Origin of the sequence: Paenibacillus sp. RC84 (genome assembly GCF_041260495.1) — a bacterium.
GTDB lineage: Bacteria > Bacillota > Bacilli > Paenibacillales > NBRC-103111 > Paenibacillus_F.
Genome location: NZ_JBGBYL010000008.1, coordinates 183,639 through 198,980, shown reverse-complemented (window position 1 = coordinate 198,980; position 15,342 = coordinate 183,639). Strand labels below are relative to the sequence as shown.

General features: G+C 46.9%; 18 protein-coding genes and 2 pseudogenes. 3 read left to right on the top strand and 17 right to left on the bottom strand.

Features of this window, described 5'->3' with window-relative positions; all coding sequences use genetic code 11:
- Positions 1-15: 15 nt before the first annotated feature.
- The 3 genes from ABH899_RS19065 (at position 16) to ABH899_RS19055 (ending at position 3,083) form a co-directional block, all read left to right on the top strand.
- Complete coding sequence (locus tag ABH899_RS19065) at positions 16-1,074, top strand: helix-turn-helix domain-containing protein (protein ID WP_369999415.1); 1,059 nt, start codon at positions 16-18, stop codon at positions 1,072-1,074.
- A gap of 237 nt (positions 1,075-1,311) precedes the next feature.
- On the top strand, positions 1,312-2,337 hold the full coding sequence (locus ABH899_RS19060) for a YrpD family protein (RefSeq protein ID WP_369999756.1): 1,026 nt from the start codon (positions 1,312-1,314) through the stop codon (positions 2,335-2,337).
- A gap of 284 nt (positions 2,338-2,621) precedes the next feature.
- The gene (locus ABH899_RS19055; protein WP_009675745.1) at positions 2,622-3,083 is read left to right on the top strand and encodes a hypothetical protein; all 462 of its coding nucleotides are present in this window, start codon (positions 2,622-2,624) and stop codon (positions 3,081-3,083) included.
- A 152-nt stretch (positions 3,084-3,235) separates the two neighbouring features.
- On the opposite strand, the gene ABH899_RS19050 is transcribed toward ABH899_RS19055, so the two are convergent.
- From ABH899_RS19050 to ABH899_RS18970, 17 genes and pseudogenes are all read right to left on the bottom strand, one after another.
- A complete protein-coding gene (locus ABH899_RS19050; RefSeq protein WP_369999410.1) occupies positions 3,236-3,706 on the bottom strand; it encodes an immunity protein YezG family protein in 471 nt (156 codons plus the stop codon).
- 60 nt (positions 3,707-3,766) lie between these two features.
- The gene (locus ABH899_RS19045) at positions 3,767-4,222 is read right to left on the bottom strand and encodes a DUF6630 family protein (protein ID WP_369999407.1); all 456 of its coding nucleotides are present in this window, start codon (positions 4,220-4,222) and stop codon (positions 3,767-3,769) included.
- A gap of 23 nt (positions 4,223-4,245) precedes the next feature.
- Positions 4,246-4,478 (bottom strand): annotated as a pseudogene (locus tag ABH899_RS19040) (hypothetical protein); the annotation flags it as partial.
- 44 nt (positions 4,479-4,522) lie between these two features.
- Complete coding sequence (locus ABH899_RS19035; RefSeq protein ID WP_009675695.1) at positions 4,523-5,011, bottom strand: antitoxin YezG family protein; 489 nt, start codon at positions 5,009-5,011, stop codon at positions 4,523-4,525.
- Between the two features lie 137 nt (positions 5,012-5,148).
- Positions 5,149-5,202, bottom strand: coding sequence for an HNH endonuclease (locus ABH899_RS19030; RefSeq protein WP_231392146.1), 54 nt, complete (start codon positions 5,200-5,202; stop codon positions 5,149-5,151).
- A 191-nt stretch (positions 5,203-5,393) separates the two neighbouring features.
- On the bottom strand, positions 5,394-6,050 hold the full coding sequence (locus ABH899_RS19025) for a hypothetical protein (protein WP_369999404.1): 657 nt from the start codon (positions 6,048-6,050) through the stop codon (positions 5,394-5,396).
- Between the two features lie 235 nt (positions 6,051-6,285).
- On the bottom strand, positions 6,286-6,828 hold the full coding sequence (locus tag ABH899_RS19020) for a DUF6560 family protein (RefSeq protein ID WP_369999401.1): 543 nt from the start codon (positions 6,826-6,828) through the stop codon (positions 6,286-6,288).
- A gap of 154 nt (positions 6,829-6,982) precedes the next feature.
- Positions 6,983-7,360: a hypothetical protein gene (locus tag ABH899_RS19015; RefSeq protein ID WP_369999399.1), complete on the bottom strand. Its 378-nt coding sequence runs from the start codon at positions 7,358-7,360 to the stop codon at positions 6,983-6,985.
- 313 nt (positions 7,361-7,673) lie between these two features.
- The gene (locus tag ABH899_RS19010) at positions 7,674-8,141 is read right to left on the bottom strand and encodes a DUF6985 domain-containing protein (RefSeq protein WP_369999396.1); all 468 of its coding nucleotides are present in this window, start codon (positions 8,139-8,141) and stop codon (positions 7,674-7,676) included.
- Between the two features lie 15 nt (positions 8,142-8,156).
- On the bottom strand, positions 8,157-8,774 hold the full coding sequence (locus tag ABH899_RS19005) for an HNH endonuclease (RefSeq protein WP_369999753.1): 618 nt from the start codon (positions 8,772-8,774) through the stop codon (positions 8,157-8,159).
- 1,881 nt (positions 8,775-10,655) lie between these two features.
- Positions 10,656-11,033, bottom strand: a pseudogene (locus ABH899_RS19000) (contractile injection system protein, VgrG/Pvc8 family); the annotation flags it as partial.
- A gap of 118 nt (positions 11,034-11,151) precedes the next feature.
- Positions 11,152-11,541: a DUF4280 domain-containing protein gene (locus ABH899_RS18995; RefSeq protein WP_369999393.1), complete on the bottom strand. Its 390-nt coding sequence runs from the start codon at positions 11,539-11,541 to the stop codon at positions 11,152-11,154.
- 27 nt (positions 11,542-11,568) lie between these two features.
- Positions 11,569-12,105, bottom strand: coding sequence for a hypothetical protein (locus ABH899_RS18990; protein ID WP_369999390.1), 537 nt, complete (start codon positions 12,103-12,105; stop codon positions 11,569-11,571).
- 38 nt (positions 12,106-12,143) lie between these two features.
- Positions 12,144-12,692 (bottom strand): hypothetical protein, encoded by a 549-nt coding sequence (locus ABH899_RS18985; protein ID WP_369999388.1) that lies wholly within the window; start codon positions 12,690-12,692, stop codon positions 12,144-12,146.
- Positions 12,689-13,324, bottom strand: coding sequence for a hypothetical protein (locus ABH899_RS18980; RefSeq protein ID WP_369999385.1), 636 nt, complete (start codon positions 13,322-13,324; stop codon positions 12,689-12,691). The genes ABH899_RS18985 and ABH899_RS18980 overlap by 4 nt, the downstream gene beginning before the upstream one ends.
- Positions 13,321-14,733: a phage baseplate assembly protein V gene (locus ABH899_RS18975; protein WP_369999382.1), complete on the bottom strand. Its 1,413-nt coding sequence runs from the start codon at positions 14,731-14,733 to the stop codon at positions 13,321-13,323. The genes ABH899_RS18980 and ABH899_RS18975 overlap by 4 nt, the downstream gene beginning before the upstream one ends.
- Positions 14,730-15,329 (bottom strand): hypothetical protein, encoded by a 600-nt coding sequence (locus tag ABH899_RS18970; protein ID WP_369999379.1) that lies wholly within the window; start codon positions 15,327-15,329, stop codon positions 14,730-14,732. The genes ABH899_RS18975 and ABH899_RS18970 overlap by 4 nt, the downstream gene beginning before the upstream one ends.
- Positions 15,330-15,342 lie beyond the last annotated feature (13 nt).

Below are 15,342 nucleotides of genomic sequence, written 5' to 3'. Positions count from 1 at the left end.
CAAGGAGGTCTTGCCATGTATCGGATGATGATTGTCGACGACGAATACATGATCCATTTGAGCGTCCGCAAAATGGTGGAAACGTCCGGACTGGACATTATCATCGCGGGCGAAGCGGAAGACGGAGAGGAAGCGCTCCGGCTGCTCGGGAGCTGTTCCCCGGACATCGTCCTGACGGATATCCGCATGCCCGAACTGGACGGGCTCTCCTTCATCGAAGCGGCGAAAAAACGGAATGAACGGACCCAGTTCATTATTTTGTCGGGCTACAGCGATTTCGAGTACGCCCGGCAGGCAATCCGCTTCGGCGTTTCGGATTTTCTGCTGAAGCCCGTCGATCCCGACCAGTTCCGCGAAGCGCTCGGACGGGTGTACGATCAGCTCGCGAGCAGCGAGACGAAGCTGTCCCGCCAGCATGAATGGCTGCTGACGCTGCAGGGGCTGAGCGAGGAACTGCTGGAGCAGATCTGGGCCGCCTGCGAGGACAAAGCGCAGCTTCTGGCCGGGGAGGCGCTCCGGCATTACATGAGCTCGGGCCCGGCCGAGCTCAGCCCCCCGCAGTTTGCCCACCATTTCACGGGCATGTTGGAGACGGAGCTGGGCAAACGGGATTTCCGGTTTGCCCGCCCTTACGCAGACCGTGAATGGCCGGGCCGTGCGGCGGATCTCGGAGAGGCCCTGCGCGATGTCTTGAGCGCCATGATCCGTGAAATCAAAGGGACCCGCAACCTCGGGTCCCGGCAGAACATCCACAGGGCGATGCAGTACATGCAGGAGCACTTTGCCCGCGAAGATCTCTCGCTGAGCGAGGTGGCGGAGGCCATCGGCATGTCCGATGCGTATTTGAGCCGCACGTTCAAGGAGGAGACGAACGTGAACTTCGTGAAATACCTCATCCGGCTGCGGATGGAGAAAGCCAGGGACCTTCTGGAGCATACGGATTGTCCGACGACGGATGCCGCGTACCAGGTCGGCTTCTCCGACTACTCCCATTTCAGCAAAACGTTCAAAAAAACGTACGGGCTTACGCCTTCCGAGCTTAGGAAACAAAGCCGGCAGCATCCGAACGGATAGTCCCGCATAAACAGAAGCCGCAAACGGACCCCACCGCTTGCGGTTTTTTTGCATGGTAATCAAGTGGGAACATCCAAAGGGGACGACCCATTTCCTGGTAATTTGATTACATTTTCTGGTATCTTGATTATAACTTTTTAATTAATTTCATGAAATTATTTACATTTTTACTAGAAGTGTTAAGCTTTTTTTGAAAGAACCCATAAAACTATAAAGGATGTGTGCCGTTTGAAGAAAATGAAGACCGCCCTCGCTTCCAGTCTCACTCTGCTGTCCCTTGTAGTCTCTCTCGCCCCTGTGTCCGCTTCGTCAAACCGGGACCTGGAGAAAGAAGTCGCCGCCGGAATTACCGGTCAGGAGCGTCAGATCATGATCGACGTCATGAAGAACCTTCCCAAAGAAGAGCGCGAAAATGTTATTTACATCGACGACAACGGGCAAATTCATGCAAACAAGACAGAGTTGAAAGATGTCTTCGGCAAAGTAACGGTATCCGAAGAGAATACCATAGCCGGCAGCAACAATGAAACCTTCACCCTGCCGAAAAGCACCGACTCGCCGACACTGAACAAGAGCGCTTCCGTTACCCCGCTGGCGGGTTATGCCTGCGGAGAAGCGGGCGGCCCGTACAGACGCGTTTTCTCGAATCCCGGTTATTCCTGGTGGTCCGGCAATGTATACCTGCCCTCCAGCGCCAACAATGAAGTCTACGTGAACAACGCTTCTTCCAACGATACTCCTTACATTTATACGGGTGGACACGCCAGCAGCGGAGCCTCCGAAGTCGATGCCGGATTCCAGTACAGCAAAACTTACAACAACTGGGCCCACTCGATCTTTACCGGCGGTGTCTACTACCATAACAACTCGTTCCGCTTCAAGGCCGGACAAAATCTTACGTTTAAATTCTACGTACCGGCAGACGGACAAGTCGCTCTATATGCCGCAGGTATCCGGTATGACACGAATACGGCGGACAACTACACCGTTGTAACCAATGTGGCCGGCTGGAAAAAAAGCGGTGCCGGCAACGAGCTCAAACGGATCACGGCCATCGCGAGCAATGCCCCTAAGCCTTACAGCACCGGTACCTACCTGAAAAACGTCAAATGGTCGAATTCCATGATCGGCACCAGCTCGACCAGCAATCATCAATGGCTCGCGTCAGATACGGGCGGCTACTGCACCTATCCGAACTCCACCCAGGTCAGCGTGAACTATGTCAACGCGGGTGAGGAGACAGTCAGCATCAACATGAACTAGCCGGGGCTGCTTTCGATTCCATTCGTTCCCGCACTATTTCCATAAACTAATCCCTTCAAACGGGGCTCAAGAAAGATACCAGCCCTCTGTACGAAACCGCAAAAGGTATATCCCCCATGGAGGAGGATATACCTTTTTGCCAGTTGGTTTTCCGAGCAGAAGAAAAATTATTTCTCTATTTGAGACCATCACGCGTATCCCCGTAGAATACCGCCCACCTTATTGCCATATAGTGTAAACGCAACCTGATTTTAAATCCCACTAAAAACAGAGGAGATGAGTTGATGAGAGTAAAAAAATGGGTGCTTGGTTTAATGACAGCCGCCCTGCTGTCGTTAACGCTGTTAATCAGCGGAGCAGCCGCAGCGCCGGTAACGAGTGTACACAGTATCTGGTCTACGAAACCTATTCAGGTCATAGACAATGGTACGGCTTACAAAGCTAAAGCGGGGAACGTCATCATCAGTTGGACGAATGAACCCCTGTCCTCGGGTGACAGCGGTTTCTTCAACGCTATCGTTCAAGCCAACGGCAGCCAGTATGAGTTCCGGCTCGTGTCGTTCGGCTCCAGCACAAACGATGAGATTGTAGGCAAATTCGACATTTACAAAAATTCCACCCTAGTCGCCTCTGTGGCCGGAACCGCTTACGGATTGAGCCAGCCGGTCGGAAACTATTTCAAGTTCTACGACACGACCCAGCAGTGGCATGTCTCGGCTTATATTACGAGCCGGTTCGATTATTAAAATCCCGGTGAGAAAGGGGGCTGTGTAAACCCCGAGCTCCGTCACCGGAACAAGGGCTGCCGTGTAAAAAGGTACATTTCCCTTCGTTTAAAGGGAGATGTACCTTTTTTAAATCGCGACATCCTGATAACCGACTTCCGTTACTTGTTCATTTAACAAACGGAGCCTTCAAATTCCCTCATTTTATCCATTTTAATTCTATCCGTTTCATCTTGTGGAACAGCATTCAAGTATTTACTTTCCCAATATTCTAACCTGTCTGACGGGCCGAAATTGGATTCTCCCCATTTGGTATAATCGTATTCTATATTCAGTTTGCCCTCGGAAGTGAGTTTCATGGTTATTGAGAACCACGGTTCTTGTCCATCTTCTAAAAATATATTTTTCAGATCATTGGTAACTTTAAATAGCCTTCTCATCGTTTTTTTATAGATCTCTGAATCAACATTGTATTTCTTTAAAATATCTCGACAATAAACATACCCATGCTTATTTATTGGTTTGAAGAAAAAGAAAACCCCTCCTTCTCCATTTTCTACCTCACCATTAAAATAAAAATCTTCCCAGTCTTCCGGTATCAATTGATTGATTGTTTCTGCTATCTCTCTATATAAATCATTCATCTGTTGTTTCCTACTAACCTCCCGGATGCCATTTGCCCAATCAACAGCGTTTCTCTCATCCTATAAATAATACTGTACATATCTTTCTTTCGAAGGAATTCTTTCATCATACAGCAGATCTACTTGCAGCAATTTTGTTTTATTTTCTAGCTTGGCAATGAAAAGCGCATAAAAGTCACCAGAGGTCGGATAGGAAAATAACCCGTATCCCCTTTTCGATATAATTTTATTAGCTTCCTTTATCTTGTCAGGTAACAATTCATATTCAAACTCTCCAAGCTCCTCAAGTTCTTCTTGTAAAGCTAATTCAATGTTACGAGCAAATTCATAATCTAAAATATAATTCACGATCTCGCGATCATCCTCGCCTTTATAATCAACATAGAGAAATTTCTTCGTAGACAGCCCATAATTTAATATACACTCGTGTACATCGAATGCTTCCGGGTCGCCTAAAATCGCTTCTACATCTTTCCTATCATCAAATATAAGCCGCACGATATCTTTATCTGACATGCTAATTTCCTCCGTAAAAATTATTAGAACAATTCCCCGTGTTTATTGGGAATATATTCGGGATAGTTCTTGCGATAGAAGTTATCGATAAGACGTAGTAAAGGGGCCCATTCGGATAAGGTTCGGGATCTTGAACAGCCATTTTTGCTTCCGGCGTATTCATTAACAGATTGTCAAAATGCTCGGGGACCGGTAAGCCCATCTTATTTCTTACAAATATAAGGAACAAAATTTCATATGGGTAGAACTGTTTCCTCAACCACACCTGCAATTCTCCCTCTCACCTTGCTTTTTGCTTACTTAAATTGGATTATCCGGGAATTCCTCGGAGTACTTAGTTATTAGATTTTGTAGAGCTATATCTTGAGGAATTTCGTTTAAGTACTTGTATTGCCAGATAATAAGTTGGTCACTAAAACTATAATTGGTAGCAAACCATTTTGTATAATCAAAGTGAACTTTAAATTTACCTGTTCTTTCTAAACTTAAAGTGAAAGAATACCATAATTCCTGTCCTTCATCTTTAAATATTTCTCTCACTTTTTCTGATAATGACAGAAGTTTTCTTTTATTTAATTTGAATTCCCTCTCGTTAACTTGATATTTAAAAGGAATCTCAAGACTGTATTCATACCTTTCCGGGCTCGTTTCTGGCTGGTAGAAAAAATACGTACCTCCACCATCATCAGAAATTTGAGCATAAAAATAAAACTTCCCCCAACTTTCCGGTATCATTTCATTGACTGTTTCAGCTATCTGCCGATATAAATCATTTAGTATTTTCTCCAATTATTTCAGCCTCCCGATTGATTTTTTATCGTTTTCTCAAAAATTCCTTTGCCTTTAATTTACGCACGCTTCTCGCTCCAACCTATCTATGAATTGAAGTACTTACCACCATTAGGAGTTGTAATATTGTGAATACCCTAGGACACTAACTGCATTTTCCCCGGTACTTCAGTGTGATGCCATGTATACATTCCGTTGTCAACCATTTTCATTCATCAAATTTCTTATTACCTGACAAGAAATCATCAACGTTTTTTAAATAAGCTGGTTTAGTACCACTGTTACCTTGTCCCATCCCCTAAGTTGTAAAGCTATATTAGACAACAAAAAAGCAGTAACTGGGTTACCAATTACCGCATAGCGATGCCAAACAATTGGTGTACTATATTATCACAATTATTTTATTTTCAACGATGGTTCTAAAATTCGAATAATTTCTCATCATATTATTACCGTATGCACTTACAGCCTTATTGCCATTTATCATACTCTCATAATTTTCTTTAAACTCTTTTTTTATCGATTCGTCTAAACTAGCATAGTATCTTTTAGTGGCTTCTTCGGCTAACTTACGTGAACCATACGTTAAGATAAAACTAATATCAACCACATAACCATTCGGAGGATAAAATCCTCTCACAGCAACTTGTTTAACAAAGTTATCCAGATCATTCATACAGCATTCTACAATCGGTATTAATACACTATCTAACCAAGTAGTGAATTCTTTAACGGTACGTTCCCAATTTTCCTCATTTGCGATATTCCAATATAATTGACCACTCGGAACATTGCATTGACGGGTATTAATATGAAATATTTTGTCTTTCGATTTTAATGGGATAATTGCACATTCACCATAAAATGCTACATTTGTATCAGATATATTATTCCAACTTGTATAAAAAAACACCTTGTGCATGAAATTCTTATCTTTTTTCGTCATCCAATGACCTGACTTAGAATATTTCCATCCACTGGCCGTATACTTTTCAGATATTAAACTGCATACGTTATCAAACGCTTCGTTTGCTTTCATATTTACACCTCAGTCTAAATAGTCTGCATTCATTAAAAAGGGGCAATCATGATAATATACGACCATAATCAATCTGTTCGATGCAACGAAATAGCGTTATTTAACGCTCCACCAAACAGTAGCCCCTTCAAAAACTTCTTACCTGTTCGCTGAAGACTAGGTGGAAACAAAGAAAAAACAGGTCAATCATAGTAGCAACTCACCATAACCGACCTGTATATTTTTAATGAAGAGATTACTGGTAAGAATTTATTACACGTATTCGTTCAGAGATTATTGCCGACGCATGAGCAACCCTCTCCGAACCTAATTTTCGAGATAAATGCTTTACGAAATCATGAATACCTCGATTCTCAAGCGTGACTGTTATAGACTTTTTGTTCGATCTGATAACAATGGCTCCACCGTAAAGCGTAGTGCTCTCAACTCTAGTAATATCGGCAAAACGTATTGTTTTCTTTCCATACCATTTGTACGTACGAATTGCCTCTTCATTTATAACCATCTTAGAGATGGCCGCTCCAATCGAACAGAATCCAAGAATCAGCGCAAACATTCCACATGCGGCAACTGCTTCTTCTTTTATCTTGGAGTCAAAAAGTAATACAACTGTAACGGCAACAAAGACTAAAGCTAATAGAAAGACTCCCCATTTGATAAACCAGTGAGGGGAAATCACCATCTCCCCATTTTGATTGATTTTGGCCGGTTTTAGGCAGGACGCCCACATTCTTATTTTCATCTTATGTGAAAGTTTCTGAACCAAATTGTGTTCCAATATGATTTCTCCATTTCAAAAATTGTTGATTGGATAGCATTACTGTGTGTACAGACAAAATGAGGAAATCTTTATATGGGTTTTACGTCGGTTAGATGTGTTACTGGTTGAATGATGGGTTCATTCGACACTGGGTAGCACCTCAATTTCTAAGTTACAGAATTTTGGATAATTTTGTACCATCGAACTTATTTCCCCACCCATTTTCTACGCTTGGCAATGGATATTTGTTATTTAATATTAAATTTATAAGTCTCTCCAAAGATTTCAAGCTACTTTCACCATACCCACTAACCGTACCGTATGCGTGGCTAGCACCAAGCTCATGAATACCATACAGTAATGAGTTAATGGATTCATCAATATCTTGATACAATTTGTACAAGTGCAGAAATTCCTCTTTGCCCAATCGTTCAAACTCATGCTTTTCATATGTTTTAAACTCTAGCAAATTCTCAGGAATTAATTCATTTGCAATTGTATGAGATTCTTCTAAGTTGTTGGAATTAGTGAATTCCCATAAGTAGTTCAAAACTATCTTCCAATCATTGAGATTATATTTTAAAGCTAGAAGGGCATTCTCAAAACAGCTAACTCCATATAGCCGATCATTTGCACAATTGCTTTGACTTCTTCAGGACTCAGAATGGATTGAAGGACGGATGGGATCGTGATACAATTTTTCATGAGATCGTCTCCTTCTTGAATCGGTTTGGTGGTACAAACGATTCTACAGAAAAGGCGATCTTTTTTCTACCATTGAATGGATAATCAACAGACCTGATTGCACATTATACTCCATGATGGCACAACCATCATTAGTCTGTACTTTTTAACAGCCTATTTTAAATAGCGACATCTTGATAACCTACTTCATCTACCATTTCATTTATAAGACGAATTCCTAAACCATTTTCCTCATCCCATGAACAATCAAACGAGATCCCTACATCACGTCCATCGCGAAGGAAATCATACGGAACAGAAATACCTACTAATGTTATATGTTCTATTAATTGATCAACTGTTTTAATTAATGGGTAGTCTTCATTAAATGCAACATCATAACCAAGCTCATGCCTTTTTTGTTTATAATAATTTAAAATTGATTGTAATATGTTATGTTGGATTTTCTCCCAATTATTCATTAACGAATTGTATGCCACATATTGACCTTCATCAAATTTACCATCATCTTCTCCTCCAATTAATAATGCTATCTCCGTGTCCTTTCCTAAAAACTCTATGGTTCTGTATCCTACCCATGTATACTGATAATCAAGTTCTCCAAAAACTTTATCATTTATTGTCATTTTATAATCTCCTTATTATTTATTTGCAAACCCTCCAGGTTCAAAAGCTCCTGCGTTTATTTCACCAACTCCACCAAGGTGTCCAAATTGGGCGTTTATTTCTGTTGGCACAAGTTGCATAGTAGCTCCATCATTTAACTCATGCCATGTTAATTTATTTTGTACTCGGTATTTTTCTATATCTTTTGCCGTAATTCCACCAGATTCCATTCCAAATTGGTGTGCCAATTCTGATGAATTATTAAGCTGATCTGCTAACCTTTCATTTGCTTGCTTAAAATTATAATCTCTAGCAGCATTTCCTTTAGTCCCTTTTCCACCTAGCATATAATCGATTTCCAACTGTGCCTTTGCTACAGGTGAAAAATCAGGCACTCCATTTTTATACTCAATTCCATTAATACCAGCTTCATTCAAAATTTTCTGTAACTTAGGATCTGGTGGTGGTTTTAGGGTACATAAAGACTCACCTCTAGCCCCTTCAAAAACGACCTTTGAATTCGTTTCTGCGGGTGTTTGCTTAAATCTTGATTCATATGTACTGGCAAATTCCTCTTGCTTGAAGGCTGGCGGAATATCAGCAACTCTATTACCCGTCCCCCCAGTTCCCCCGCCGCCAACCGCACGAGTCACAGCCTTAGAAGAACTTTGTAGGACGTTCGCAGTGTTTGTAGTGGATTTACCAAAATGATTGCCTATTTGATTGGCAGGCAACGGTGGTCCATCAAAAGCGAATTCGTAACCGAACCTTGGCATCTGGACGCTATTCTGAATTTTCTGGCCCAGTTCTTTGCCCATTTGGCCTAAATCGGAAATGTCCTTGGTTAATCTGTTTACGGATTTATTCAGTGTTCCGGTTACCGCCCCCGCTATACTTTGAGCAAATTGCTGGGTTTCCTTCATGTAGCCCTTGCCCAAACTCGTACCCCAATCATTTAAATTCCCTACAAATTTTCCAAAACCTTCTCCTATTTTGCCAAATCCGTCCGCTATCCACTTAGGGGCTATTTTAGTGGCTCCCTGTGAGATATATTCGCCTATCGTCTTCTGGGCTATCTTAGCATCCAACAGACCTGCCGTTCCAAACCCGACCCCTGCAGTGAACAGCACTTGTCCCCAGCTGAATCCCGGATCGCTGTCCGTAAGTTGACTGACGATACTTTCGGCGGCGCCTGAGACGCCCCCAACAACCATCTTGCCCAGTATCGGGGCGCCTGCGCCCAACGGTCCGAAAACGGCTCCGGATACGGCTCCAATAACGGATTCTCGGAAAGCATCCGCCGCATAATCTCCAAAGTCACTGACTTCCCCGCGCGAGATATCCGAGATGGCCTTTGCCGCCACTGCCGCTGTTCCGGCCGCCGCCGCTCCGGCAGCCACGGCGGCAATGACAACGGTACCTGCCCCTAATGTCGCTACCGTTACGGCCGCTACAACAGCTACGACCGCTACAATGGCTAGGGCGCCGACAACATTTCCAAGCAGCTTCCCCCAACTGAACTTCTTCTCCGGCGGCGGTTCAGGCGGAGGTGGCGGCGTCCCCTTCTGCGGCTCATCGTTGTACGGCGAGTACGAAGTCTGGTCCCTTCCCTCCGCAAGTACGTTCTCGCTGAGGAAGTGGTACTCGCCTTCAATGGCAAACCCGCTCTGCGCCGCCAGCTTCTTCGCCATCAACTGGCTCGTCGCCTTGATCACGATCCGTTTGGGCGTATACAGCGAGATGTCCTCTCCGGCATTCAGCGTCAGCTTCTTGTGGCTCGTAATGGTGACGCCGCTCGCATCGTCGAAGCTCAGCTTCAGCGGCTCTTTGCTGCCGCCCGCCACGTTGACGGCCGTCGGCGTCAGCTCGACTTCGCTTCCGTGCTCCGTGCCGAAATACCGGTTGCTCGGATTGCCCGTCTTGGCGCAGCTGTCTCCGTTCTTGCGCACGCAGTCGAGCACCTTCGCATTGCCGCAGCTGTCGTCGGGCAAATACAGGCTCGCATCGGTGCCGGCCTTTGGCATGCAGTACATCGCATTGCCTGTCGGCGGCGCAAAAGCGAACCAGTGCGCCGAGGCTTTCGGCTGCTCCTTGTCGATCGTCAGGTGAAGCTTGACGAGCTCCCCTTTCACGTCGAGCACCTTGCCTTCCAGAGAGATACCGGTCAGCTTGTCGTTATGCAGGCTCGGCTGGTACATGCCCTCCAGACGCGAAAGGCGGTACGTGTATTTCAACTGTCCCGCTTCCATTCGGCCGGCTGCCTCACTGACTCGCATCGGCTTGTCCTTGAAGCGAAGCTCTTCCCCGATGGCATAGCGGCTGCCGTTTTCGAACTCATAGCCGAAAAAATCCGTATCGTGCAGCCCCGCTCCGCTGCCGCCCGCTTTCTGATACGCCAGCAAATCCTTAAAGGCTTTATAGGATGTATCGGAAGGCAGCGTACGGCTTTTGAGCTTCGGGATACCGAAACTGAATTTGGGCTGCACACTCCAGATGTCGCTGATAAGCACCGTGTGAAAACGGCTCGCCAGCCGCTTAAGCAGCTCCCAGTCCGTTTCATCATACTGGATAACCGGAGCGCCGATAGGCACGCCTGCGCCCGCTTCGCAAATGACATCGTGGCCGGGATAATCCGCCAGGATGGCGGCAATCAGAGCGGGATAATCCATATCCGCCTGCTGAAAAGAACGCCGTTTCCTGCGGACATCCAGCAGATAGCTGCCGGCCATCGCCTCGATTTCAAGGGTGTACACACCCTGGGTAAACGTGGCCTCAACGTCCGTGATTAAACCTTTGAAGATAGGCTCTTCCCCATCTTCGCCGTTTTCAACTACTTGTATTTCATCCTTTAAGGAAGCTTCGAGTACCGCGCCGACATGATCCGCATCATCCACGATGCCGCGCAGTTTCATCCGCCCATGCTCGCCCGGCTTCCAGGTAATCTCCACATGATCAATCCGCTTCATCCGGTAGGGAGATGTTACTCTGATTTGGTCGTACCCTATCATACTCCGTCAGCCTCCGATCGGATTAATTGTCATGCTGTCCGTCGTTTAAGAATTTAATGACCCCCTGCAACTCGCAGTGCAGCTCGGAATCTGTCGTTAAGGCCGGTTTGCCGGCCACCTTTGTAGTTTCTTTGGAATGGGTCCATTTGGCCAAAATAGACGGCAGACACGGTTTCCCGGAAATGGTCTCCCCGCTCTCGCTGATCAAATAAATCGTTTCCCCGCTCTGATTGAGCGGACTTATACAAATGCCGAAATGGGAAATATTATCCGGCTTATAGTCCTCTTCATTCATCATAGGTTTCTCGTTCACGTAAGAGCCGTGGCTGTTAGGCAGATTGATGTGCCTTTTATGGGTTCCGCACTGGCATTGAATGTACGCTCCCCTGACCACATACCGGGGTCCTGTCATGACGTGCCGCCTCCTCGGTCAAATGATTTATAACCGTTCTATCTGTTGCTTTTGCTTGGCTAAGGCCTCTACAGCCGCCCCGGCCCGTTCCCTGCCGAGCTTCTCGCTCAGCTTGTCCACAAATTCCGCGGATCCCACGCTCATTAGGGGAACCTTGACGGCTTGGCGCGTCCCCTGCAGAATAAACCGGCCGCCGAAAAAACGGGAGAAATCGACCTTCTCAATATCCGAAAAGGAGATCGTTTTACTTGCAAACCAAATATGAGAACGTACTTCATGATCGGTCACGATCGTTTTAGACAACAGCAGGAAAATAGAAAGGAATCCGAGAACGAACGCACACGCCCCGATAATCGCTATGAACTGCCCGCTCTCTTCCACATCCATCTCCATAGACGGCACCAGAAGCAGAGCACTTACCGCACATAAGAAACCAACGATCACCAGCCAGCGAAACGTTCCCAATCTGACCAGTTTCAGGTCTCCTGCGGAATTTCTTTTCGCGGGTCCGAACATGGGATTGAGCATTTTTTCTGTCATTTTTCTTACAATTGAGATATACATGGTCCCAAATAATCCCTCTTTCTATGAATAATTTTCGGTTATCCCAAGTTTTCCGTATCTTCTTCAACCGCCGCGCGCTCCAGCCGGATTCCGGCGAAATCTCTTCGCAGCAGGCTTTCGGCGACATCCAGACGGACGATGATCAGCGGCTTGGCGCTTTCTTTGATCTTGAAAATTTTGCGTCCCGCCAGCTTGCTTCTCTGAAGGACCAGCTTTTTGACCACGGTTCCGTCCCGGTTGAGCTCGCTGGAGGGGCTCAATACCTCCGCCTCTTCAAAAAGAGGCAGATAGTAATTGCTCTGCTTCCGCTGGACTCTGTCCATCAGGGGAATGAGCTTGACCGGCAGATCCGGCTCATAGGCGGCCGCGATTCGTTTCAGCCGGTCGGAGATCAGATACAACTGCCCGTCCAGTACATCCGGGTACTCCGTTTCCGGGGTCGACCTTACCTGCATTACAACCGTGTCGGCAATCCGGTGCGCTCTATCCGGACGAATATCCCGGAGATCGATCCGGCTTCTCACATCAAGAAGAACCGGCGCGTCCGTGCAGCGCTCGTCCTGCTTCAGCACAAAGTAATCCATCATCCGCTTAGAGCCTCCCCGCTTGCGCCGCTTTGCGATTCCAGCGAACCGTGCAGAAGCTGGCATTCATCCCGGTATTCCCCGGCCAGCAAGGCGATTTCCGGAAACTTATTCATCTGTTGATAGTTCTTGCAGGCAAGAAGCTGCGGCACCATATTTCTCATAAATTCCACGGTCAGCAGATGATATTTCACGGCCTCGATCTGCTTGATACGGTCCAGATCTGGGGAAGTAATTCGCCTTGCATAAGATTTCTTCGTCTCCTCCAGCTCTTCCATGCGCCGGAATAACGGAGCAAATATAAAATCCGCCCTCCACTCCGACCGGCAATCCGCCGTATCCGTCAGCCAGTTCTCATCGTAAGCTTCAATCCGGTAACAAGGGCTGTTCTCCATTACGCTTGTCCGCATCAGGGAAAAGTAGATGTACCGGATAGCTCCCTTACATCCTTTGGCTTGAAGCTCGGCCGCTTGTCCGCAAACCGCCTCGAAAGCGGCAAGAAACTCCTCTTCTATGCGCTGCCGGTGTTCTTGATAGACGGCATCAACCGTCATCAAATCTTCCTGCCATTTGCCGAATATATGCTTCTCCAGGAAGTCCTCCAGCACCGCCTCTTTATCGATCCGTCTGCTCATTCGATATTGACCTTGGCGCCGCTGATTTTGACTTCATCCATGATGCTCAGGCTTGCATCGGCCTGCTTCAGGTCAATGCCTTCTTCCCCTTGAATGAGCACCTTGCCGCCCCCGGTAATCTCGATGTCTTCCATCGCCGATATGGATATTTTTTTGTGGCTGTTGATCTCGATCCCGCCGTCGTCGGTAAGCCGCATCAAGAGGCTGCCGCTGCCGATAATCTCAACGGATCCGGGTTTGAATACAATTTGCTTACCGTATTTGGTGCTGATGCTCTTAACGGAGGGATCGCTGCGCTTCTGGGGGTCGGAGGAATCGGTATCCACGGAACTGGCGGCATAGGCGTTCTTCTCCTGCTCGTCCGGGAAATACAGACGGACCTCGTCCCCGACCTCGGGCATGCAGTACCAGCCGCTGCCGTCGGGAGACGAATAGACCGTCGAGTACGGGAACCACAAGGCTTCGTCGGAAGATGATTTCCCGTCGATATGAAGCTTGACCTTCACCTTGTCTTTGGATACGTCCTTGATAGACCCGAACAGTGAGGTCCCGGCCAGCTTATAAGCATACAATGTCGGGCAGCTGAAGCCCTGCTTGTCTCTTAATTCATACCGGTTGGTCAGCGTGCCGCCTTCCATCCGCGTGCTCGCCCGGTATACATACAGCTTCCTCCGCTGAAACGTAACCGGACTGCCCAGCTCCAAAATCATGCTGCTGCTGACCTCGTAGCTGATGCTGTTCTGTTCGTCGATGCCGGAGACGCCGTTTTCCGACTTCCGCTTGAAGTCCTTCAAATTTTTGCGGATGCTGTAGTTGTAGGCGTCGAGCTTATGGGGCTCTCCCAGGTCCGGCACGCCGATATAGCATTTCATGCCCTTCTGCGAACAGAGCGGAATCAGAGGCAGATGCAGACGGGAAGCCAGTCTCCTGGCGAATTCCCAGTCTGTTTCCTTGTATTGGACGACCAGTCCGCCAATGTTTGTTCCTCCGGCAGCTTCCACGACAACGTCCGAATTCGGATACGAACCCGCGATGCGATCTAACAACCCGCGATAGGTCAGCTGCTTATTTTGAAAAGACCGGGTGACTTTCCGGATATCCATCAGCAGTGTCGAGCTCTGGGCTTCGATGGTTAGAGTGCGGACATTGTGTACCGCCTTTACGGCCATGTTCGTTACGATTCCTTGGAAAATGACCGTCGTACGCTCTCCGTCGCGCACCGAAACGGCAATCTGTTCATTCTCATCGGCCTGCTCCACGTATCGGTCCAGCATCTCTTCCGGAACGATCCCGCTGATCGTCAGCTTGGCATGCTCATTGACTGCTTTCTCCAGATGGAGGTCCATAATCTTCTCGAATTTGTACGGCGCAACGGAAATGTCGGCAAATGAAAACACCGTTTGGCTCATGCTGGCTCCGCCCCTTCCTCCACTTGAACGACCCGGACGGCCCGCACGATCTGAAAAGCTACGTCCCTCCAAACCTCATACTCATCGTATTTGCAGCTGAAAGTTCCCATGAGGGTCTTGCCCTCCAGCTCCAGAAAAAACATCAGATTATAGAGAAAAGCATCCAGCGCCGGACTCTTGAACTCGAAATAGCCGACCTGTTTTCCGTGGATTTCCTCGACACCATCCGTAAAAAACACGTTGGAGGGATTCACTTTTTTCAGAATTGTTTTCATTCCCTGAGTCAATTCTTCGACCCATCCCTCTTCCAGGTCTTGATCGATCCGGTTAAGCGTAATATTGATGCTGCCGTCTTCATTGGTTTTGATCGTTTCCGGCCGCTGGGAATGAGGATATTTGATGGCACTTAATGCTTCGGGCATGTCTGTGAAATCTTTCGGAATAAAGACCAGAAGCTTGTCATCGTAAAAAGCCTGCTGCTCAAACTCGTAATAACGTTGTCCGATCCGCACAGGCCCTTCGCCAATGGTGTTTGCTTTCTGGGATTCTTCCATCTTGTTCAGCATCGCAATAATCTTCTCGTCCGAAAACGCCACGGCACTTCCCGCC

What these genes read in the sequence shown, in the direction of transcription:
- ABH899_RS19065 (WP_369999415.1), top strand. Translation starts at nt 16, where the DNA reads ATGTATCGGATGATGATTGTCGACGACGAATACATGATCCATTTGAGC.
- ABH899_RS19060 (WP_369999756.1), top strand. Translation starts at nt 1,312, where the DNA reads ATGAAGACCGCCCTCGCTTCCAGTCTCACTCTGCTGTCCCTTGTAGTC.
- ABH899_RS19055 (WP_009675745.1), top strand. Translation starts at nt 2,622, where the DNA reads ATGAGAGTAAAAAAATGGGTGCTTGGTTTAATGACAGCCGCCCTGCTG.
- ABH899_RS19050 (WP_369999410.1), bottom strand. Translation starts at nt 3,706, where the DNA reads ATGAATGATTTATATAGAGAGATAGCAGAAACAATCAATCAATTGATA.
- ABH899_RS19045 (WP_369999407.1), bottom strand. Translation starts at nt 4,222, where the DNA reads ATGTCAGATAAAGATATCGTGCGGCTTATATTTGATGATAGGAAAGAT.
- ABH899_RS19025 (WP_369999404.1), bottom strand. Translation starts at nt 6,050, where the DNA reads ATGAAAGCAAACGAAGCGTTTGATAACGTATGCAGTTTAATATCTGAA.
- ABH899_RS19010 (WP_369999396.1), bottom strand. Translation starts at nt 8,141, where the DNA reads ATGACAATAAATGATAAAGTTTTTGGAGAACTTGATTATCAGTATACA.
- ABH899_RS18995 (WP_369999393.1), bottom strand. Translation starts at nt 11,541, where the DNA reads ATGACAGGACCCCGGTATGTGGTCAGGGGAGCGTACATTCAATGCCAG.
- ABH899_RS18990 (WP_369999390.1), bottom strand. Translation starts at nt 12,105, where the DNA reads ATGTATATCTCAATTGTAAGAAAAATGACAGAAAAAATGCTCAATCCC.
- ABH899_RS18985 (WP_369999388.1), bottom strand. Translation starts at nt 12,692, where the DNA reads ATGATGGATTACTTTGTGCTGAAGCAGGACGAGCGCTGCACGGACGCG.
- ABH899_RS18980 (WP_369999385.1), bottom strand. Translation starts at nt 13,324, where the DNA reads ATGAGCAGACGGATCGATAAAGAGGCGGTGCTGGAGGACTTCCTGGAG.
- ABH899_RS18975 (WP_369999382.1), bottom strand. Translation starts at nt 14,733, where the DNA reads ATGAGCCAAACGGTGTTTTCATTTGCCGACATTTCCGTTGCGCCGTAC.